Origin of the sequence: Streptococcus castoreus DSM 17536, assembly GCF_000425025.1 — a bacterium.
In the GTDB taxonomy this organism is placed as follows: domain Bacteria; phylum Bacillota; class Bacilli; order Lactobacillales; family Streptococcaceae; genus Streptococcus; species Streptococcus castoreus.
In genome coordinates, this window is the sequence record NZ_AUKZ01000007.1 from 14,298 (window position 1) to 33,902 (window position 19,605).

At 39.1% G+C, this 19,605-nt stretch carries 23 protein-coding genes and 1 tRNA gene; 2 read left to right on the plus strand and 22 right to left on the minus strand.

Features of this window, described 5'->3' with window-relative positions:
* Positions 1–9 precede the first annotated feature (9 nt).
* The 7 genes from H346_RS0103060 to H346_RS0103095 form a co-directional block, all read right to left on the minus strand.
* Complete coding sequence (locus tag H346_RS0103060) at positions 10–900, minus strand: shikimate dehydrogenase (protein WP_027969784.1); 891 nt, start codon at positions 898–900, stop codon at positions 10–12.
* Positions 901–1,529: 629 nt separating this feature from the next.
* Positions 1,530–4,178 carry a valine--tRNA ligase gene (locus H346_RS0103065; RefSeq protein ID WP_027969785.1) on the minus strand — a complete coding sequence of 883 codons (2,649 nt, stop codon included), beginning with the start codon at positions 4,176–4,178 and terminating at the stop codon, positions 1,530–1,532.
* 1 nt (position 4,179) lies between these two features.
* Positions 4,180–4,767, minus strand: a complete 588-nt coding sequence (locus H346_RS0103070; protein WP_027969786.1) for a flavin reductase family protein — start codon at positions 4,765–4,767, stop codon at positions 4,180–4,182.
* Positions 4,751–5,347, minus strand: coding sequence for a GNAT family N-acetyltransferase (locus H346_RS0103075; RefSeq protein WP_027969787.1), 597 nt, complete (start codon positions 5,345–5,347; stop codon positions 4,751–4,753). Before H346_RS0103075 ends, H346_RS0103070 begins: the two co-directional genes overlap by 17 nt.
* Positions 5,340–5,735, minus strand: a complete 396-nt coding sequence (locus H346_RS0103080; protein ID WP_027969788.1) for a VOC family protein — start codon at positions 5,733–5,735, stop codon at positions 5,340–5,342. Before H346_RS0103080 ends, H346_RS0103075 begins: the two co-directional genes overlap by 8 nt.
* A 416-nt stretch (positions 5,736–6,151) precedes the next feature.
* Entirely contained in the window at positions 6,152–6,547 is a 396-nt protein-coding gene (locus tag H346_RS0103090; protein WP_027969789.1) for a helix-hairpin-helix domain-containing protein, read from the minus strand.
* Positions 6,548–6,569: 22 nt separating this feature from the next.
* Positions 6,570–6,824 carry a DUF1912 family protein gene (locus H346_RS0103095; RefSeq protein WP_027969790.1) on the minus strand — a complete coding sequence of 85 codons (255 nt, stop codon included), beginning with the start codon at positions 6,822–6,824 and terminating at the stop codon, positions 6,570–6,572.
* A gap of 186 nt (positions 6,825–7,010) precedes the next feature.
* Between H346_RS0103095 and H346_RS0103100 the strand changes: the two genes are divergently transcribed.
* Positions 7,011–7,081 (plus strand) — tRNA-Thr (locus H346_RS0103100).
* Between the two features lie 342 nt (positions 7,082–7,423).
* Here the strand turns inward: H346_RS0103100 and H346_RS0103105 are convergent.
* Positions 7,424–7,780 carry a Spx/MgsR family RNA polymerase-binding regulatory protein gene (locus H346_RS0103105; protein WP_027969791.1) on the minus strand — a complete coding sequence of 119 codons (357 nt, stop codon included), beginning with the start codon at positions 7,778–7,780 and terminating at the stop codon, positions 7,424–7,426.
* Positions 7,781–7,783: 3 nt separating this feature from the next.
* Complete coding sequence (locus H346_RS0103110; RefSeq protein WP_027969792.1) at positions 7,784–8,275, minus strand: methylated-DNA--[protein]-cysteine S-methyltransferase; 492 nt, start codon at positions 8,273–8,275, stop codon at positions 7,784–7,786.
* Between the two features lie 162 nt (positions 8,276–8,437).
* Here H346_RS0103110 and H346_RS0103115 point away from each other — a divergent pair, with 162 nt between their 5' ends.
* Positions 8,438–9,067 (plus strand): copper homeostasis protein CutC, encoded by a 630-nt coding sequence (locus H346_RS0103115; protein ID WP_027969793.1) that lies wholly within the window; start codon positions 8,438–8,440, stop codon positions 9,065–9,067.
* Positions 9,068–9,406: 339 nt separating this feature from the next.
* Here the strand turns inward: H346_RS0103115 and rsmI are convergent, their stop codons facing one another.
* From rsmI to H346_RS0103180, 13 genes are all read right to left on the minus strand, one after another.
* Positions 9,407–10,276, minus strand: a complete 870-nt coding sequence (rsmI, locus tag H346_RS0103120) for a 16S rRNA (cytidine(1402)-2'-O)-methyltransferase (protein WP_027969794.1) — start codon at positions 10,274–10,276, stop codon at positions 9,407–9,409.
* A gap of 4 nt (positions 10,277–10,280) precedes the next feature.
* Positions 10,281–10,604, minus strand: coding sequence for a DNA replication initiation control protein YabA (gene yabA / locus H346_RS0103125; protein WP_027969795.1), 324 nt, complete (start codon positions 10,602–10,604; stop codon positions 10,281–10,283).
* Positions 10,597–11,397, minus strand: a complete 801-nt coding sequence (gene ricT, locus H346_RS0103130) for a regulatory iron-sulfur-containing complex subunit RicT (protein ID WP_027969796.1) — start codon at positions 11,395–11,397, stop codon at positions 10,597–10,599. The genes yabA and ricT overlap by 8 nt, the downstream gene beginning before the upstream one ends.
* Positions 11,394–12,266, minus strand: coding sequence for a DNA polymerase III subunit delta' (locus H346_RS0103135; RefSeq protein WP_027969797.1), 873 nt, complete (start codon positions 12,264–12,266; stop codon positions 11,394–11,396). The genes ricT and H346_RS0103135 overlap by 4 nt, the downstream gene beginning before the upstream one ends.
* Positions 12,267–12,282: 16 nt before the next feature.
* Positions 12,283–12,918: a dTMP kinase gene (gene tmk, locus H346_RS0103140; protein WP_027969798.1), complete on the minus strand. Its 636-nt coding sequence runs from the start codon at positions 12,916–12,918 to the stop codon at positions 12,283–12,285.
* A gap of 85 nt (positions 12,919–13,003) precedes the next feature.
* Entirely contained in the window at positions 13,004–13,666 is a 663-nt protein-coding gene (locus H346_RS0103145) for a CBS domain-containing protein (RefSeq protein ID WP_027969799.1), read from the minus strand.
* A gap of 40 nt (positions 13,667–13,706) precedes the next feature.
* Complete coding sequence (locus tag H346_RS0103150; RefSeq protein WP_027969800.1) at positions 13,707–14,417, minus strand: ABC transporter ATP-binding protein; 711 nt, start codon at positions 14,415–14,417, stop codon at positions 13,707–13,709.
* Complete coding sequence (locus H346_RS0103155; protein WP_027969801.1) at positions 14,417–15,181, minus strand: ABC transporter ATP-binding protein; 765 nt, start codon at positions 15,179–15,181, stop codon at positions 14,417–14,419. Before H346_RS0103155 ends, H346_RS0103150 begins: the two co-directional genes overlap by 1 nt.
* Positions 15,182–16,129 (minus strand): branched-chain amino acid ABC transporter permease, encoded by a 948-nt coding sequence (locus H346_RS0103160; RefSeq protein ID WP_027969802.1) that lies wholly within the window; start codon positions 16,127–16,129, stop codon positions 15,182–15,184. It abuts the gene before it with no gap.
* Positions 16,130–16,132: 3 nt separating this feature from the next.
* Positions 16,133–17,002 (minus strand): branched-chain amino acid ABC transporter permease, encoded by an 870-nt coding sequence (locus H346_RS0103165; RefSeq protein ID WP_027969803.1) that lies wholly within the window; start codon positions 17,000–17,002, stop codon positions 16,133–16,135.
* Between the two features lie 184 nt (positions 17,003–17,186).
* The gene (locus H346_RS0103170; RefSeq protein WP_027969804.1) at positions 17,187–18,359 is read right to left on the minus strand and encodes an ABC transporter substrate-binding protein; all 1,173 of its coding nucleotides are present in this window, start codon (positions 18,357–18,359) and stop codon (positions 17,187–17,189) included.
* 189 nt (positions 18,360–18,548) lie between these two features.
* Positions 18,549–18,836, minus strand: a complete 288-nt coding sequence (locus H346_RS0103175; RefSeq protein ID WP_027969805.1) for a YlbG family protein — start codon at positions 18,834–18,836, stop codon at positions 18,549–18,551.
* On the minus strand, positions 18,836–19,282 hold the full coding sequence (locus H346_RS0103180; RefSeq protein ID WP_027969806.1) for a YlbF/YmcA family competence regulator: 447 nt from the start codon (positions 19,280–19,282) through the stop codon (positions 18,836–18,838). The genes H346_RS0103175 and H346_RS0103180 overlap by 1 nt, the downstream gene beginning before the upstream one ends.
* Positions 19,283–19,605: the final 323 nt, after the last annotated feature.

The following is a 19,605-nucleotide window of genomic DNA, read 5'->3' on the forward strand; positions in this document are numbered from 1 at the left end:
ATCTTGATATTAGTTATCAGTCTCGGTTTTAAACAGTAGTTGCTTAATATCATCTACCGGCATTTCTCTTCCTGTTATTAATTTAAAGGCTTCTGCACCTTGGTAAAGCATCATGCCTAACCCATTTATTACTTTTTTAGCCCCATGCTTACGAGCAAAGGCTAATAGTTTTGTTTCTGCTGGGCTATAAACAAGGTCAAAAACAACTAAGTCTGGGCGAATCAACTCTGGATCAGTAATCAAACTCATGTTTTCTAAAGGCTTCATTCCAACACCGGTAGCATCAATATAAATATGTGATTCTCTAATGGACTGCTTAAAGACCGCTTCATCTGCAAGGTCTTGCATACTTACTTTGGTGTTTGTGTCTACATTGATCTTTTTAACCATTTCTTTAGCATTTGAAAAACAGTCATCTTTTTGGTTGAACAGACGAAGTTCCTTAACACCGTCTAAAGCTAATTGAACAGCAATCGCCGTTCCGGCACCACCAACACCTGCTAAGGTAACAATGCGATTTTTCACTGTTACCCCTTCTTCAGCTAAAGCACGAATGGCACCAATTCCATCTGTGATATGACCAACCAGATGTCCTTTGCCATCCTTATTGACGACCGTATTGACAGCACCGGTCAATTTAGCTGCTGGTGATAAGTCATCAAGAAAGGGTAAAATAGCTTGTTTATTGGGCATAGAAACATTTGACCCCCGAATGCCTAGGGCCCGAATTCCCCGCACGGCATCAGCCAGTTGTTCTGGACCAACTTCAAATGCCAGGTAAGCATAATCCATTCCTAATTTGGCATAGGCTGCATTATGCATCTTGGGAGATAAACTATGACGAATGGGTGTTGCAATAAGAGAGACCAACAAAGTGTGGCCTGATAAATGTTCTAACATCAATAGATCTCACTTTCCATCTAGAACTTGATTGGGTTATTTGTCAGCTTGTGTTTTATTTTTCAGTTTTACATATCTCTTTCAGTCAATCCGTGAACAAAAAAGATATGGGCATAAGCATTACAACGAGATGATTCCAACCACCTCGTGAAGAGTGAAAGGCAAATGATTTCTGATCATATCACTCAATACCCATTGCCCACAGAAGAAAATGCATGTAATCTTTCCTAGACGACACGCATTTCCAAAAAAATGTCACAAATTTTATGTTTAAGCAAATTTAATCTCACTGGCAAAGTCATTCTATCATAAATATTAAAGTAAAGAAGATGCTCATTTCTTCTCGGGCATAGACCATCTTGACATTTTTCTGAAATATCAACAGACCAGCCTTTGCCAATTTATCTTAAGATAACTTTCGTAAACGTCGCAATGAGTGCTACTTTTAGCCGATTGATCGTTTTTTAAGTGCTCAAATAAACCACTCACTGGGAGCATTTTTCAACTTACTTGATGGGATAGATACTTTGCTCATACATTAATTCTTTGTCCGAGATCTTGTTTGGAGACTTCAAAAGCACTCCGTTTTTAGCTAAATTAGGAAGTTTAATGGCTACTTAAAAACTTCCTTATTTTACTAATTTCTCCATCTCCCGAATACGAGCAACCGTTGCATCAAATTTAGCTTGGTAGTCAACTTGTTTTTCACGTTCTTTCTCAACGACCTCTGGCTTGGCATTTTGAACAAAGCGCGCATTACCTAGTTTTTTACCTACCATGTCTAGTTCTTTTTGCCATTTGGCAAGTTCTTTGTTAAGACGCATAAGTTCTTCTTCCACATTAAGCATATCAGCAAGCGGTAAGAAAATTTCAGCACCCGTGATAACGGCTGACATAGCCAAGTCTGGAGATGACAAGTCACTTGAAATAACAAGCGTTTCAGGGTTCGTGAAGCGTTTGATATAGTTAACATTGCTGTTGAAGAAGCTTTCTAATTTGTCATCACTTGTCTTGACCAAAATAGTAATTGGTTTAGACGGAGCAACATTTACCTCCGAACGAGCATTACGTACTGCACGAATCAAGTCTTTCAAGCTTTCCACACCATTGTGTGCCACTTCATTTTCAAAAGCGGAGTTAACCGCTGGATATTCTGCTGTTACGATCGAGCTTTCTGAAATTTGACTAAAAATTTCCTCAGTTACAAATGGCATGATTGGGTGAAGAAGGCGAAGGATTTTATCCAAAGTGTAGAGGAGAACTGAACGAGTAATGACTTTTTCGTCCTCATTGTTGCTATAAAGCACTTCTTTAGTCAATTCAACGTACCAGTTGGCAAATTCTTCCCAAATGAAATTATAAAGAATATGCCCAGCTACACCAAACTCAAATTTATCAAAGTTTTCAGTAACCTTAGCAATGGTTTCGTTGAGATTGTGGAGAATCCAGCGATCTGTGACGTTTCCAACTTCACTACCTACTACTTTAGCAACATTAGCTGATGCTACTTCAAGCGTAAGTCCCTCATTGTTCATCAAGATGTAACGGGAAATATTCCAGATTTTATTAATGAAGTTCCAACTAGCATCCATTTTCTCGTATGAAAAACGCACGTCTTGTCCTGGTGCAGAACCATTTGAAAGGAACCAGCGCAAACTATCTGCACCATATTTTTCGATCACATCCATCGGGTCGATGCCATTACCAAGCGATTTAGACATCTTGCGACCTTGTTCGTCACGGATAAGACCGTGGATAAGGACATTTGAGAATGGCTTATGCCCTGTAAATTCAAGTGATTGGAAAATCATACGTGATACCCAGAAGAAGATGATGTCATAGCCCGTCACCAAGGTTGAAGTCGGGAAGTAACGGTTGAAATCTTCAGAAGCTGCATCAGGCCAGCCCATGGTTGAAAACGGCCACAAAGCAGAGCTGAACCAGGTATCAAGGACATCCTCATCTTGAACCCAACTATCACCTTCCGGGGCTTCTTCACCAACATACATGTCACCCCCTTCATTATACCAAGCTGGAATTTGGTGACCCCACCACAATTGGCGTGAAATAACCCAGTCATGAACATTTTCCATCCAGGAAAGGAAGGTATCGTTAAAACGAGGTGGGTAGAAAGTTACGTTATCATCTGTTTCTTGGTTGGCAATGGCATTCTTAGCCAATTCATCCATCTTAACAAACCATTGTGTAGATAAGCGTGGCTCAACCACAACACCCGTACGTTCTGAGTGACCAACTGAATGCACACGCTCTTCAATTTTCACAAGAGCACCAAGTTCTTGAAGCTTTTCAACAACGGCGCTACGAGCGTCAAAACGATCCATGCCTACAAATTCACCAGCCAGTTCATTCATAGTCCCATCGTCATTCATGACATTCACTTGGGGAAGATTGTGACGTACACCAACCTCAAAGTCATTAGGGTCATGGGCAGGGGTGATTTTAACAACTCCTGTTCCAAATTCCGGATCTGCATGCTCATCACCAACTATAGGGATAAGTTTATTGATAATTGGTAGAATAACATGTTTACCAATCAAGTCCTTGTAGCGTGGATCTTTTGGATTAACAGCGACAGCCACATCACCAAACATCGTCTCTGGACGAGTTGTTGCGACTTGAAGGGCGCGTGAGCCATCTTCTAACATGTAATTCATGTGATAGAACGCACCTTCCACATCCTTGTGGATAACTTCGATGTCAGATAGTGCTGTACGAGCTGCCGGGTCCCAGTTGATGATAAATTCACCACGGTAAATCCAACCTTTTTTGTAGAGATCAACGAAAACTTTACGCACCGCTTTTGACAGACCATCGTCAAGGGTAAAGCGCTCACGGCTATAATCCACTGAAAGCCCCATTTTCCCCCACTGCTCTTTGATAGTGGTTGCGTACTCATCTTTCCATTCCCAAACTTTGTCGAGGAATTTGTCACGACCAAGGTCATAGCGAGTAATCCCTTGATCACGCAACCGCTCTTCTACCTTAGCTTGAGTAGCAATACCCGCATGATCCATACCAGGCAGCCATAGAGTATCAAAGCCTTGCATGCGTTTTTGGCGAATGATAATATCTTGAAGTGTTGTATCCCAAGCATGTCCAAGATGAAGTTTTCCTGTAACATTTGGTGGTGGGATTACAATAGAATATGGCTTGGCATTTTGGTCTCCTGATGGCTTGAAAACATCGGTGTCAAGCCATTTTTGATAGCGCCCAGCCTCAACCTCAGCTGGATTGTATTTTGGTGATAGTTCTGTCATATTAGTTCTCCTTATTATTTCTTAATGCTTGTTTCTTTACTTTCATAAATTGACCAAGTGGCGTAACCGTTTCATCAAGTTGACGATAAGCACGAGCCGTCCCGTCACCAAGATAAATTAATGGATTCAATCTACCATGATCGAGATTTCCCTTATCATCTAGCAAGTCTTCATCAATCTGACGACCAACTATTCGTGCAACAATATTTGTATAGGCTCCAAACTCTGAAACATGTTCCACAACACACTCAAAGACTAAATGACAAGCTTCTAAAATCGGTGCATCTACTTTTTCACTAAGGTGATATGCAAAGCCAGTCATCTCTAACTTATCACGGTGGCTGACAAAGCCAGCTTGCTCTACCTCCGCCATGATATTTAGCTGCGGGATGTGCAAAGTGAACTCGTTGTGTTGTTTGATCTGTTTTGTGGCATTATTTGGTGAATAAAGACCTATAACGACCATATCTCCCAAAGTATATGAGGACGAACTCGTTGTGATATTGTAGCCAAAATTATCATCTTTATAGCCCAAAATAATGACTGGAAATCCATAGTAAAGCTTAGAGGTTTCAAAATTTTTCTTCATGATGCACCGTCCTCCATTCGTCATCTGTTAATTCGTAAACACAGTCTTTGCACTTACGCCCTGTTACATCTTCTACGGGACCATCCATTTTAACTAAGTTAAATCCAAGCTTTCTTGCAACAGCTTGACTCTGAGTATTGTAGTCATAACATTTAAGAACCACTTTTTCAAGCCCCAGTCGGTCAAAACCCACTGTCAATAAAGCCGTAGCCGCTTCTGGCACGTAACCATTTCCCCAATAGTCCGGATGAAGAGCATAGCCAATTTCCAAAATAGTCTCACTATAGCGCTTGTTAAAGTCCACCGAACCAATAACCCTATCTTGTCCCTTGAGAGTAATCCCCCAACCCGATAGAAGCCGCTCTTTCTTCAACCGTTTCGGATAGATTTGCTCAATATAGTAGATCTCATCTTCTAACGTATCAACAAGAGGTGCTCCTATTGGAACAGCCACCTGTGGCAAGCTGACATAGGCTAGCATATCTTGCGCATCAGCCACTGTCCGCTGACGTAGCAACAGTCGGTCCGTTTCGACATCAGGCAGACAATTATTTTCGATTTGTCCAAGTATTTTAATCATTATTCTCCTCTGCGATGATTTCTATTTTGATTCGGTCTGGATCTTCACAGTAAAAAGCAAAATGAGTAGAACCTCCCGCATAAGGATAAGTGTCTTCATAGAGCATAGGTACTGCTTGGTTAACCAGTTGGTCTTTTAACGCTTGAACATCTTTACGACTACCACCATAAAAAGCCAAATGATTCAACCCACTGTGACAACGATGGTAAACTTGGTCAGCGTATTCGTCTTTCACCTGAACAAAAACCAAATACTGCTCCGCTTTTTTAAAAGAAAAACCTTGAGCCCAATCTTGATAAAGGTGATAACCCAGCTTAGGTAAGAGAAAATGGTAAAAAGTGCGACTTTTTGCCAAGTTAGAAACATAAATTTCAATATGGTGCAGCATAAATTTCTTCTCCCCACATATCCTAAAAAACAATCACATTGGCAAGTGTAGACACCGAATCATGACCTCTTGTAACAGAGATATTCTTTTTTGTAAAAACATCACTTTCTGTCACCTCCAAGTTCAGAAATTTCCTCTAAACTTTTGAGAACTTACTTTCTAAAGTTTCAAAAATCCCCATCTAGCTTGCGCTAGACAGGGACGAATTTCGTGTTACGATTTCCGCGGTACCACCACTGTTTCAGACCACTAAAAGAATCTGCTACTTGTCATATCTGATTAGTTACCCTCAGCTACATGCCTTGACATCTGTGCGGATTTCTCAACGCTACCGCTCTCTGTAACAAACAAACTCAACACACCTCTGATTGCTAATATTCTAACAAATTTATGGACATTAAGCAACGAGAAGACGATTATTTTTTAAAGCCAGCACCATTTTCTACTAATTTTTTAACCGTTGCTGGACCAATGCCTTTAAGGGCAAGAATTTCTTCTTCCGTCCATTGGTTAAAGACTTCTGCCGAATGAATACCTTCAGCATACAAGGTTTCAACAAGATCTGAACGAATACCTTCCAAGATCGGCTGTGCTGCAAAGGTTTCTAGCGATCGACTAGCTTTATTTGTCGCTAAGTGTTCAACCGTTTGACTTCCTTTTTTTACAAGGTCTTTACCAGCAGAAATAGTTGTATCCATAACTGCTTCAATCCCCTCCACCGCTTTATCAAAAACTTGGCTTGCTTTTGTTAGCAGCCCTTGTCGTTTCATCTCCAATTTTAAAGCTTTTTTACGATTCTTTTGTTTTGCCACTTTTCTTATCTCCTTATTGTCGTTAATAATGTCTAGCACCAAATAACTCATCTGGAACATCATGAAAGGCTTTGCCATTCTTATAATTGTCAAATTTTCCCAGTAAAAATTCGTAAGCATCTAACTTGCTTTCATAGCGAATAAAGGCATCTTTAGCTCTTTCGTCACCATCTTCTTGAGCAACCTGTTGACTAGTTGACATGGCTAGACGATTAACTTGAACTTGAGTCTTAACCCAATTCTCAAAGTCTCTTAGAAACACTTCCTCATAAGACATGCTTAAATTCCTCTTTCTGAAATTATCCTCACTATTATACCATAAGGCTAGCTTCTTGTACCACTTTACTAATAACTGCATTAATATTGGTAATTTTTCGTTTTGGAAGATGATCAGTTTATTGTTTTCTCTATTTTTTAAGAAAGTCTTGCATCAACGAATAACTTATAGTATCATATAAAAGTAGCCGCTGTAGTTAAATGGTATAATAAAGCAATGGTAATGCTTCGTTCCGAGTTCGATTCTCGGTGGTGGCATGTCATTTAGTAGGTATCACACTATTAATGACCATACTGATAGGTTTATGTAGGAGACAGTTATTTACTATTGTTGTAACTGTCGATAGGTTTAAGGATCCCAAAAGGAGTTTAATGCACTGTTGTAAAAATAACATTGTGTTAAGCTCTCTTTTTATGCCTTTATCATCGTTAAGTCAAAAGATGTGTTGTTCTGTATGTTTTATAGTAGCATCTGGTGATCACACAATTCAAAACAAGAGATCACTCTTCTTTAAATTCTGTATGGCGATTAACCGGTTAAAAACGACAAGCTCTTAATACTTGCCATTCTTTTACTCTCACGAAAATATCCAAAACTTTTTATGATAACTCTAAATCCTCATAAGGCTTGCGATAACCAATTTGTAAGACCTTTCCATCTTTCACTAAGATAGGACGCTTAATCAACATCCCATCTGCGGCTAAAAGTGCTGCCGCCTCTTCCAAACTAAGTGTAGCAACCTTGTCTTTTAGTTCTAATTCACGGTAACGATTCCCACTAGTATTAAAGAAATTCCTAATGGAGTAATCTGAAGTCTCCATCCATTCTTTTAAGACTTGAGCCTTAGGCGGATTTGTCTTAATATCAATGGTTTCAAATGCATCAATCAACTGCTTTAATTCAGCTATTGCCCTTTGGCAAGTGGTGCATTTTGGGTATTGGTAAATAGTAATCATCTCTTACTCCTTTAATATTAAAATGGTTTCATGGTTTAATAACCAAGCTTTTTTATCCAAACCGCCTGCATAACCTCTTAATTGACCATCTGCTGCTAAAACACGGTGGCAGGGAATAAAGAGACTAATGGGATTGCGTCCAATAGCACCACCAACTGCCTGAGCAGACTTACAATTTAGTTGCCCTGCAATTTGACCATAGGTCACAGTTTCTCCATAAGGAATGGCTAGCAATGCTTTCCATACACTCTTCTGAAAAAGAGTTCCTTGTGGCTGTATCTCAATTGGAATTGTTTGCATTTCTCCATTAAAATAAGTATCCAACCAAGCTTTAGCTTGATGTAAAATCGGGTTGAAACCTTGCAAGGGGACTTCTTTTAAACCCATTTGAAAATGCACCTGACCTAAAAACCATGCACCAACTAAGGCTTGATCCGTTGCAACTAGTGACAACTCCCCTATCGGAGTTTGGTAATGACATTCATATAAGACCATCAACATTCTCCCTTGCTTGATTAAAAGAACCATACAAAGGGTGTTACAGTACTTCCCTATTGCACTAGTGAGTATAGCATAATGTCCTTTATTTGACAAAGATGTTTCTCATCTGTCAGTCCAATTCATGGTATAATAGCGACAGATAAAGGAGACTAAAAAATGATTAAAGAATTTTGTGCAGAAAATCTTACCTTGCTATCCAAATTAGATGCCCACCAAGTCAATCGTGTAGAGCTTTGTGATAATCTTGCTGTCGGTGGTACCACGCCATCTTACGGTGTTATTAAAGAAGCTTGCACCCTCTTACACGATAAAAACATTAGTGTGGCTACCATGATTCGCCCTCGTGGTGGAAACTTTGTTTATAATGACCTTGAATTAAAAGCCATGGAAGAAGATATTTTAAAAGCCATCGAAGCCGGTTCTGATGCCCTCGTTATGGGACTGTTAACAACTGAAAATCTCCTGGATACCGATGCCATCGAACAATTATTACCTGCCACTCAGGGCTTACCTCTCGTTTTCCATATGGCTTTTGATTTGATCCCAGTTGAGCAGCAACAAGAAACCATCGACCAACTCATTGATTACGGTTTTGTGCGTATCCTAACACATGGTTCACCAAAATCTAATCCCATTTCTGATAATGTCACTCATCTTAAAAACATCGTTTCTTATGCCGATCAGCGTATTGAAATCATGATTGGTGGCGGAGTAACAGCAGCCAATTGTGAGAAGTTATGCCAATTAACAGGAACCACTATTGTACACGGAACTAACATTGTATAATACCTAAAAAGAACATCACATAGAAAATGATGTTCTTTTTTTATTCAACAAATGTAACATCATCTGATACGACTCTTCCTGATGAGAAAACTAGGGTTATGATGCCTGGGAAGAATAGTCTAAGCATCGCCAATCCTTTTGAACTACCAAAATGCGGGCAACATAACAAATGGTAATCGCCCAACCAATAAATATAGAACCATTTATTATCTTATCAAAAAGTGATGGTATGTTTTATAAAACCACCATGCTATAAAAAATACTATTCCTAAGTAAACAGACAATAAACCATATAGGACTAACAAGCCCCATTGATGTTTCTATCCTGGGAATAATATCCTACTGTTGTAACTGGTGAAATTGGTGATAAAGGTCTTGCCGATTGACCTTGTAAGCTTTCGCAATGGTTTTGATGGCTTGATTCGGTTTGACACCTGTTTCAATTTCCTTTTGCACAAGTGCAATCAAATCTGCTTTTTCTACCGTCTCAATTTGTTCTTCTTGATCAGCACCTGCTACAATAAGCAAACATTCTCCTTTTAATGGGATTTCTTCAATATAGGTCAAAATATCTGAAATTGTCCCACGTTGATACTCTTCAAAAAGCTTTGTTAATTCTCTGACCACTACTACCTGACGGTCTCCATAACAAGCTAACATATTTGTTAAGGTATCTTTGACACGGTAAGGTGACTCATAAAAAATCTGTGTCTCTGGATAGGCTAATTTACTTGTAAAAAATGCTTTTTGCTGCCCTGCTTTTCTCGGCAAAAAACCATAAAAGGCATGCGGTTGTGGAACCAGCCCACTTGCAATCATAGCTGTAATGCCTGCCGATGCTCCTGGTAGAGCAACCACCGTTAGCTCGCTTGCAATAGCTGCTTTGACCAAATCATGTCCAGGATCAGAAATCGAAGGCATACCCGCATCAGAAACTTGTGCCAAAGAATGTCCTGCCTTCAATAGATCAATCAAGTCAGGAAGCTTCTCATAAGCATTGTGTTCATGAAAGCTGATTTGCTTGGTTTGAATTCCAAAATGCTTTAGCAATAAGCCTGTATTTCTTGTATCCTCTGCACAGATAAAATCAACCTCTTTTAAGGTAGCAACTGCTCTAAACGTCATGTCTTGCAAATTACCGATTGGGGTTGGAACCAAGTAAAGTGTTCCTGATGATTTCTGTGCTTTAAAACTTTTTTGAACCTGCATGACCTTACTTTCTATCTAATAATTCTCTACAAAACATACACTCTTCATCATTTTCACGACGTTGTCCGTAGAAAAAATTACAGATGTGAAAACCTTCATCATAAATGCTTTCTAAATGATCTTTCCCTTGTTTCGAAGAATGTTTAGCAAGGGTCTCATGCTCAAGTTGCGATAAACGCTCACGTAATTTTGTATTTTCTAGGCGAAGAATGGTATTTTCTTCCACCAGTGACTGGACTTGTTTTTTCATGGCTTCAATTTCAGCTAAAGTAACCATTAAATTTTGTGAAAATCCATCAAAAGCATCGAATAATTCTTTTTTATTCACCTACTTTAACCTCCTCTAAAGCATATGTCGTTAAGGCCACCTGATTGCTAAAACGAACCTTAATGGTACCTGTAAAAATATCAATAGCCACAACGGTTGCTGACCCATTTGCCGTCTCCACTATGGTACCATAATCAGGAAATTTTTTCTTGCTTTCTTGATAAAAAGAATCTTCATAGTGAAGGCAGCACAACAAGCGACCACAATAACCTATTGATTTCCCAAAATTGAGTGAAAGACCTTGATTTTTTAGCATCTTGATTGAAACTGGCGGGAATTCTCCCAAAAAGCTTGAGCAACAAAGTGGACGCCCACAAGGACCAAGTCCCCCATAAACCTTAGCCTCCTCGCGACTATTAATCTGATGTAACTCAATTCTCATTTTGAAATAAGCAGCTAAGTCCTTTAACAACTGACGAAAATCAACCCGATCTTCTGCTGAAAAGGTAATCAAGACATAATGGCGCTCCAAAGGAAAAACAATATCAATCAGCTTCATTTCCAAACCATTTTGAGCAATCAAGGTTAAAACCTGATCTTTTGCAGCACTAGCAAATTTGATATTTTGCTCATAAGCTCTTTTGTCCATTTCAGTAGCATGTCTTAAAACTATTGGTAAATCTTTCGGAAGCTTATCTTCTGAAAAGTTTTTTCTAGTTTGACAAACCTTAACCAAATGACTTCCCTTACTTCCTTTCGCCACCACCAACGCTCCTTTCGGAAAGTCATGTTCTGTCCGAGCATATTTGACAAACTCCGTTTCACCATAATGAATTCCAATGACACTTATCATGAGATCACCATATATTCTAACGTATTTTGGAAAGTGACATTGCTTTGCCACATGAGTCTGGCCTGGTAGACAGCCTCCAAATTTTTGAAAACCCGTTTTGATTGGTTTCTTGCCAAAAGTAGGGTCAAGAGAGTTAATATTAATTCTTGCTCTTCTTTATCTGGAGCAATTTGTACTAGACGGTTAACTGCTAAATATGCCTGCATCTGATCTTTCAACCAGATAGAGACAAAATGCTCTGATCGATTCATCAACTCTAAGAGTTTGCTATCTTGCACTAAGGTCTCTAGCTGACTACCATTTTTTGCCAGCTTGGCCACTAAATCTGCTTGACTTTTCAATAGTCCCTTTTCTTGTGCCAATTGAGACAGATAGGCTTCATTTTTTGGAAACTGGAAAACCTGTGTTCGACTTTTGATAGTCGGCAACACCTGATTATCATTATTGGTCAGTAAAAAAATATAGGCTTGCCCTTGAGGCTCCTCAATATATTTCAAAAGACTGTTAGCTGCATTGTTGTGCATTTTTTCGCAATCTTTGATAATGAAAACCTGCTGTTTCCCCTCATAGCCTGTCTGTGAGAAATTAGCCATCATTTCTTTAACCATATCGGTTTTGATTACCTGACCGGTGGGCTCTAGGACCGTCACATCCGCAAAATCACCTTGATCAATCAACTGACAAGAGCGACAATCCCCACAAGGAGTTTGACCAGTTTTGTGCTCACAAAAGATAGCCTTGGCTAAAAAAAGAGCCATGTCAATATTGGCAAAATCGCCTGAAAAAAGATAGGCATGATTTAGGCGATCCTTCTTTAAAATCTCTTGAAACGCTTGATAAATTCTTGGAGCCTTTTGCGCTAAATCCATTCCCATCCTCCTTTTTCTAGGTTTTAATTAAGGTTAAAACAGACCCTAAGGCAACTTCAACCACTTTTTCTAAAGGTTTTGAAGCATCAATCGTTACAATTCGATCTGGCTGCTCTTTGGCTAAGTCTAGATAACCTTGACGCACCCGTTGGTGCATATCTATTTTTTCCAAATCCAAACGATTCACTTCCCGATTTTTATTGGCCTCAATCCGGGCTAATCCAATTTCAGAAGGCACGTCAAAATAGAGTGTCAAATCAGGTTCCAAACCATCTGTTGCAAACTGATTGAGCCACTGAATCTCTCTTTTACAAAGGCCACGACCAGCCCCTTGATAAGCGACGGAACTGTCTGTAAAACGGTCAATAAAAACCAAGTGACCCGCTTCAAGGGCTGGTAACACTTTCTCAACCAGATGCTGCCTACGGGCTGCAATATAAAGTAAAAGCTCAGTTTTATTATCCATAGCTGTATGGTGGACATCTAAAATAATCTCGCGAATATGCTCAGAAATAGCAACTCCACCAGGTTCTCTTGTCACCACAATCTCTTGTGTCACACTGTCGTTTAAAAGCGGAATCAGTTTTTCCAAAACACTGGTTTTCCCTGCACCATCTGGACCTTCAATCGTTATCAGTTTTCCTTTGATCATCTTATTTCCTTAACTCATTTACTAGCTCTATTCTACCAAAAATTAATCAAAAAAACACTGCTAATTCTCTTAGCAGTGCTCGATTTTATACTAAATCAGGCTTGGCGAGTGTTTTTTCAACAGTTTCTACCTCAACACCTGTCTCCTCTAGCTTTGCTCTCAATAATTGCAGGTTAACAGTGCCATCAATTTGAATTTCAATAACTGTTTTTCCATTTAGGCGATTAGCAATAACCGTCCGACGAATATTGAGATTTTCCTGTGAAATACTTTCAGCAACCTTAGCTAAGACACCAACCGCATTCTTTGCCAACAAAACGACGCGAATACCTTCTAGTCCGTAACCAGAAACTTCCAAGAAAGCTTTAAAGACGTCACGATCGGTAATAATCCCAACCACTTGATTGGCATCGATAACTGGTAAGACACCAACCTTGTGAATCATCATTTCGTAAATGGCATCTTCCAAACTAGCTTTTGGTCCAACGGTCACGACCTGACGAATCATAATATCACGAATTTTAGTTTTATTTAGTAAGTAGTTCATTTCGTAAATGGACAAACTAGTTGCCTTTGAAGGGCTAGCATCTGCCATGGTTCCTTCCGTAACAAGTCCAACCAAACTCCCATTTTCAATAACAGGCAGACGTCTCAACCCCTTATCACGCATAAGATCTGTGGCATGTGCAACACTTTCTTCGGGTGAAATGCTGATAACATCCCTTGTCATGTAATCTCTAACTGACATGCTTTCTCCTTTTTATTTTTTTCTAATATACCGATATAATCTAACCACCAAGATAGGCTTTTTTGACTTTTTCAGATGCTAATAGATCCTTACCACTTCCTGAAAGAACCACTTCCCCAGTTTCTAATACATAGGCTCGGTTAGCAATAGATAAAGCCTTATTAGCATTTTGCTCAATTAAGAGAACTGTTGTTCCTTGCTTTTGGATAGCTTGAATAATATCAAAAATTTCCTTGATAAATAAAGGAGCTAGTCCCATAGAGGGTTCATCAAGCAACAAGAGTTTTGGCTGACTCATCAAGGCTCGTCCCATAACCAACATTTGCTGTTCACCACCTGATAAAGTGGCAGCATCTTGGTGTTTTCGTTCCTCAAGCCTTGGAAAACGGTCAAAAATAAGGTGAAGATTTTTTTGATTCTCTCCACGATTACGATTGAGAAAAGCACCCATTTCCAGATTTTCCATAACGGTCAAACCTGAAAAAACATGTCGTCCTTCTGGCACTTGAGAGAGACCTGCTGCTACAATTTTACGGGCAGGTTGTTTTAATATATCTTGACCTAAAAAGGAAATACTTCCTGATTTTGGCTTGACCAAGCCTGAAATGGTTCTTAAAATAGAAGTTTTACCTGCACCATTAGCACCTATTAAGGTAACGACTTCACCTTCATTAACATCGAAGGAAACATCTCTAACAGCTTCAATAGCACCGTAACTCACCGATAAGTTTTTGACAGATAACATTCCCATCAGAGGTCACCTCCTAAATATGCTTCAATAACACGTTGATTCGACTTAATCTCTTCTGGGCTACCCTGTGCAATCAAACGACCATATTCTAAAACATAAATACGCTCTGTCACTTCCATAACGAGACTCATGTCATGCTCGATCAAAATAATGGTTATCCCAAATTCCGTCTTAAGTTGACGAATTAGGGCAGTTAATTCTGCGGTTTCTTGTGGATTCATTCCAGCAGCTGGCTCATCTAAAAAGAGGATTTTAGGCTTGGTTGCTAAGGCACGAACAATTTCCAAGCGTCGTTGTTGGCCATAAGGCAAGTTTTTAGCAAGGGTTTCTGCATCACCATCCAAGTTAAAAATGGCTAACAAAGATAAGGCTTCTTCTTTCAATGCTGCTTCTGCTCGATAATACTTTGGCAACCGTAACAAGCTGGCTAAGAAATGGGATTTGTATTGATTAGCCAAGCCAATCAATACGTTTTCCAAAACCGTCATGTTTTTAAAGAGTCGAATATTCTGGAAAGTCCTTGATAACCCTAAAGAAGCAAGTTTATAAGGTGTTTTACCATTCAAAACGTTTCCATCTAGCGTAATAGTCCCCTCACTTGGTTCGTAGACAGCCGTCAAAAGGTTAAAGAGAGTTGTTTTTCCAGCTCCATTAGGACCAATCAGCCCCACTAATTCACCTGCTTCAAGGGACAGATTCACATCACTAACAGCTGTCAAACCACCAAAATGTTTACTTAACTGTTTTACTTCGAGCAGTGCCATCTAGCTCCCTCCTTTTTTTGATAGTAAGACTGATAACTGGAGTTCTTTAGTCCCAAGTAGACCACCTGGTCTAAAGACCATGACAAGAATCAAGGCTAAAGAATAGATAATCATACGAATATCAGAGAAATTTTGTAAATACATATTTAAAATTCCTAAAACAACTGCCGCCACAATTGTTCCTGTCATCGACCCTAAACCACCTAAAACGGCAATAATAAGGTAATCAATAGAACGCATAACGGTAAAGTCTTTTGGAACAACTGTCCCGATATAGCCAACGTATAAAGAGCCTGCAATACTCGCTGTCATTGCTGCAAAAGCAAAGGTCAAGACTTTTACTTTAGTGGTATTAACTCCCATTGATTCTGCTGCAATTTCATCTTCACGCACTGAAATAACGTGACGCCCAACTGCGCTCCGAATAAAATTCAGCATTAAAACCGCAATCAAAACAACAAAAGCATAAACGATGGGCCAAGAAGTGTATTGTAAAATACCTGTTAAACCGGCAGCGCCGTTCGTGACCTCACCGCCATTAATAATTGCAATCCGAATAATTTCAGCAACACCAAGCGTTGCAATTGCCAAATAATCTCCTTTTAAACGCAGAGTCGGAAATCCCACAATAATAGCAATTAAGCCTGCAATCATGACTCCTACTAACATAGACATATAAAATCCGAAATAAGTTGGTATTTGCTTGGTCAAAATAGCAGTCACATAGGCACCCACTGCCATAAATCCTGCCTGTCCTAAAGGAAATTGACCCGAAAAACCAAGTACTAGATTAGTTCCCATAGCCATTATAATCGCAATCCCAATTCCCATTAAAATTTGAACATAGTAAGGACCTAGAATGCCTGATCCAATCAAAATTGATAAGATAATGTAGAGAAGAACAAGACCAGCTGTCCAAGTTAAGATTGATCTTAATTGTTTTTTCATGACTTATACCTTCTCCTTTACATTTTTTCCCAAAAGACCAGCAGGTCTGATCAACAAAATCACAATCAAAACAGCATAGACGACTGCATCACGATAACTGGATAAACCAACAGCCGTTGAGAAAGTTTCAAGCAAACCAATAATAAATCCTCCAAAAGCAGCTCCTGGAATAATTCCTATGCCACCTAAAACAGCTGCCACAAAGGCTTTCAGCCCCGGTGTCATCCCCATAAGAGGATTAATCGAATTATAATAAAGCCCAATTAAAACCCCTGCTGCACCAGCAAGAGCTGACCCCAACGCAAAGGTAAAACTGATGGTCGAATTAACATTAATTCCCATAAGTTGCGCAGCATCACTATCAACCGAAACAGCTCGCATGGCTTTCCCCATCTTGGTTTGTTTCACAATAAATTGCAGAGCTAACATTAAAGTCAAAGAAACCACTAAAATAATAACTTGCACATTGGTCACGCTAATTGGACCTAAACTGTATTTCACAATGTTTAGAGCCTGTGGGAAAGCTCGCGCTTCTGCCCCGACAACATAAACCATACCATACTCCAATAGAAAAGACACACCAATCGCTGTAATTAGCGCAGCAATTCTCGTGGACTGTCTCAAAGGACGATAAGCCAAAAACTCAATCAAGACCCCTAAACAAGCTGTGATAAACATAGTTAAAAACAAAGCAAAGAAAAAATTAAGATGGAGAGCATTCATCAAATAATAACCGATAAAAGCCCCCATCATATAAAGGTCACCATGAGCAAAGTTAATTAATTTAATAATTCCATAAACCATAGTGTACCCTAAAGCTAGCAAAGCATAGACGCTTCCTAGAATGAGACCATTTACAAGTTGTTGGAGCATAAAATACCAAACTTTCTAATTACATAAAAAATATCAAACCTATCATAACTGTCTAACAATTAATAAATACCTTTTCTCTTATCAAATGTTACTAATCGTTAAGAGTTAGGCAATAATATCACTTTGACAGCTAAACAAAAGAAATCGAGGAAACAGAATCGTCTCCTCAATCTCATTTTGACCATCAATCAGCCCTTACAGTTGTTGAGGCTGATTCTTTACCGTCAGTGAGTTCGACAACGGAAACAGACTTAACTGGATTATGCTTTTTATCAATGGTCATAGTCCCTGTAACCCCCTCGAAATCTTTTAATTTAGCCAAATTTTTAGCAATATCAACAGAGGTTTTAGTGCCTTTGGCTGCGTCTGCTGCCATATACACAGAATCATAGGCTAAAGCTGCAAACATCGATGGCGCTACACCATATTTTGATTGATAGGCTTTAGCAAACTGAACTGCCTTATCTGAACTTGATGCAGAGAAACCAGAAATATAATAAACTTTATTAGCATTTGAAGCGCCGGCAAGCTCTACTAATTTTTCATCTGCAAAACCATCCGGACCAACAATTGGTGCTGTGATTCCCATTTCACGTGCTTGCTTGATGATTGTTCCAGTCTCTTGGTAATAACCTGGCATAATGACAGCATCATAGTTTTGTCCTTTGAGCTTTGTCAAAGCCGATTGGAAATCAGTATCTCCTGACTGGAAGGTTGCCTCTGCCACAATAGTGTCTTGGTAAACTTTTTTGAAACGTTTGGCAATCCCCTTAGCATAGTCACTTGAATTATCATAGAAAAGCACTACCTTCTTAGCTTTCAAATGATCACTAGCATATTTCGCTAAAATATCCCCTTGGTAGCTATCAACAAAAGTTGCCCTGAAAGTATAGGGATTGGCTTTGCCGTCACTGGTTAAGGTCAAATTATCTGTTGTTCCAGAAGGTGTAATCAAAGGAACCGCTGCTTGACTTGCATTTGGTGACGCTGCTGCTGTTGCTCCAGAAGTTGCCGGTCCTACTACAACGTTGACCTTGCTTTCAGTTGCCAAATTAGTGGTTACCGTAGCCGCTTCTGAATTATCGGATTTATTATCCTTGGTAATAAGTTCAATTTTTTTACCATCAACACCACCCGTCTTGTTGATTTCCTCAACAGCCAATTTAGCACCTTTTTCTTCCGCACTGCCATAGGCAGACACGCTACCAGTTAACTCCAAGTTTAATCCTAATTTCAACGTTTTTCTAACTTCGGTACCACTAGTTCCTTGCGAACGAGCTCCCGGTGCCGCACTACAAGCGACTAGTGTCACCGTTAACAACAAGACTAAACTTGAAAACAATAATTTCTTCTTCATAACTAATCCTCGTTAATCCCTTTAAAATAATATGTAAACAAGAATACAGAATTATCAGAAAATTGTCAACACTTTTCTTTGATTTTTTAAAATATTTTGAAAAATAACAAAATAACATATTTTTACTTTTTGATTAAAAAAGAAGAGAGTCTAAACCCACAACTACTGTGAATGTAAACTCTCTTCTTTTTAAACCTTTTGAATCTCTTCCTTGGTAGCATCTTTGTTGTCACGATGTAAATTACCAACAAATTGACGATCTATAGTGTCGATAACTGATGGTTTAACCTCTTTGACAAATTTCAGACGACGAATATCTTGCAATTTTGTGTCCAAATCTTCTTTGTTAATGTAAAGCACTAAATAACGTGAGCGTTTTGAATGGTAGTATAAATCACCAAATTTTAACACTTTTCTAGCATCTCGATTGTAATAAAGATAAACCACGAGTCCAATTCGTTCTTGTTTTTGAAACATTATATGCCCTTTTCTTTGATATTTTGGTATGGTCCTGATGGGTGTGATGGTCTTTTTACTGCTAAAGGAAGTCCAGTGTCCACAAAAATGACTTGTGAAACTGCACTAGCAATTTCTTCTGAAATGTCTGCCAAAATCGTCTGAAAATCAACTTGTGCCAAGCGCAGCGTCACTACCAACGGATGACAGTCAATTTGACGCTTTTGAACTAACAGCTCACGACGCCATCTTTTAACCTCAGGTCGAAATGACAATAATTCTTCTTTGGCATCGTACTCTTGCTTAAGTTCTTGAAAACTAAGAATGTCCGCTTGCAACTCTAAATCATCCTCAATAGCTTGTTTGGCTGAAACATATCTCTTGTATTGGTGAGTCTTTTTGAGATCCAAAACAAGCTGGTCAATGGCCTCTTCAATGGCAATTAATTCATCACTAATGATTAACATAATTTGATTATACCACACTTTACTTAAAAGATAAGAGGGAAATATCCTATTGCCCTTCTTTATAAACCGCATCAATACTTACCTAACACCCATTTGCCAAGTAAGGCTATTATTAGTAACCACTCGCTAACAATTCCAGTTTTTATCCCTTTCGTTTAGAGATCTTTTCATCAAAACCTCTCTAAACCGGTAGCCTAAGATAAGTCACTCCAAAATTTACAAATCTTTTCAAACAGTGGACCAAATACTTCAAGTATTAATCTCTAGATCAGGGCTTAGTAGGCACAAGCCTGCTTATACCAACATTCTATCCTCCCAAAACA

What these genes read in the sequence shown, in the direction of transcription:
- H346_RS0103070 (WP_027969786.1), bottom strand. Translation starts at nt 4,767, where the DNA reads ATGAAGAAAAATTTTGAAACCTCTAAGCTTTACTATGGATTTCCAGTC.
- H346_RS0103155 (WP_027969801.1), bottom strand. Translation starts at nt 15,181, where the DNA reads ATGGCACTGCTCGAAGTAAAACAGTTAAGTAAACATTTTGGTGGTTTG.
- H346_RS0103060 (WP_027969784.1), bottom strand. Translation starts at nt 900, where the DNA reads ATGTTAGAACATTTATCAGGCCACACTTTGTTGGTCTCTCTTATTGCA.
- H346_RS0103110 (WP_027969792.1), bottom strand. Translation starts at nt 8,275, where the DNA reads ATGGTCTTATATGAATGTCATTACCAAACTCCGATAGGGGAGTTGTCA.
- tmk (WP_027969798.1), bottom strand. Translation starts at nt 12,918, where the DNA reads ATGATCAAAGGAAAACTGATAACGATTGAAGGTCCAGATGGTGCAGGG.
- H346_RS0103145 (WP_027969799.1), bottom strand. Translation starts at nt 13,666, where the DNA reads ATGTCAGTTAGAGATTACATGACAAGGGATGTTATCAGCATTTCACCC.
- H346_RS0103135 (WP_027969797.1), bottom strand. Translation starts at nt 12,266, where the DNA reads ATGGATTTAGCGCAAAAGGCTCCAAGAATTTATCAAGCGTTTCAAGAG.
- H346_RS0103160 (WP_027969802.1), bottom strand. Translation starts at nt 16,129, where the DNA reads ATGAAAAAACAATTAAGATCAATCTTAACTTGGACAGCTGGTCTTGTT.
- H346_RS0103150 (WP_027969800.1), bottom strand. Translation starts at nt 14,417, where the DNA reads ATGGGAATGTTATCTGTCAAAAACTTATCGGTGAGTTACGGTGCTATT.
- H346_RS0103180 (WP_027969806.1), bottom strand. Translation starts at nt 19,282, where the DNA reads ATGTTAATCATTAGTGATGAATTAATTGCCATTGAAGAGGCCATTGAC.
- rsmI (WP_027969794.1), bottom strand. Translation starts at nt 10,276, where the DNA reads ATGCAGGTTCAAAAAAGTTTTAAAGCACAGAAATCATCAGGAACACTT.
- H346_RS0103170 (WP_027969804.1), bottom strand. Translation starts at nt 18,359, where the DNA reads ATGAAGAAGAAATTATTGTTTTCAAGTTTAGTCTTGTTGTTAACGGTG.
- H346_RS0103115 (WP_027969793.1), top strand. Translation starts at nt 8,438, where the DNA reads ATGATTAAAGAATTTTGTGCAGAAAATCTTACCTTGCTATCCAAATTA.
- ricT (WP_027969796.1), bottom strand. Translation starts at nt 11,397, where the DNA reads ATGATAAGTGTCATTGGAATTCATTATGGTGAAACGGAGTTTGTCAAA.
- H346_RS0103075 (WP_027969787.1), bottom strand. Translation starts at nt 5,347, where the DNA reads ATGATTAAAATACTTGGACAAATCGAAAATAATTGTCTGCCTGATGTC.
- H346_RS0103065 (WP_027969785.1), bottom strand. Translation starts at nt 4,178, where the DNA reads ATGACAGAACTATCACCAAAATACAATCCAGCTGAGGTTGAGGCTGGG.
- H346_RS0103165 (WP_027969803.1), bottom strand. Translation starts at nt 17,002, where the DNA reads ATGCTCCAACAACTTGTAAATGGTCTCATTCTAGGAAGCGTCTATGCT.
- H346_RS0103105 (WP_027969791.1), bottom strand. Translation starts at nt 7,780, where the DNA reads ATGATTACTATTTACCAATACCCAAAATGCACCACTTGCCAAAGGGCA.
- H346_RS0103175 (WP_027969805.1), bottom strand. Translation starts at nt 18,836, where the DNA reads ATGTTTCAAAAACAAGAACGAATTGGACTCGTGGTTTATCTTTATTAC.
- H346_RS0103080 (WP_027969788.1), bottom strand. Translation starts at nt 5,735, where the DNA reads ATGCTGCACCATATTGAAATTTATGTTTCTAACTTGGCAAAAAGTCGC.
- H346_RS0103095 (WP_027969790.1), bottom strand. Translation starts at nt 6,824, where the DNA reads ATGTCTTATGAGGAAGTGTTTCTAAGAGACTTTGAGAATTGGGTTAAG.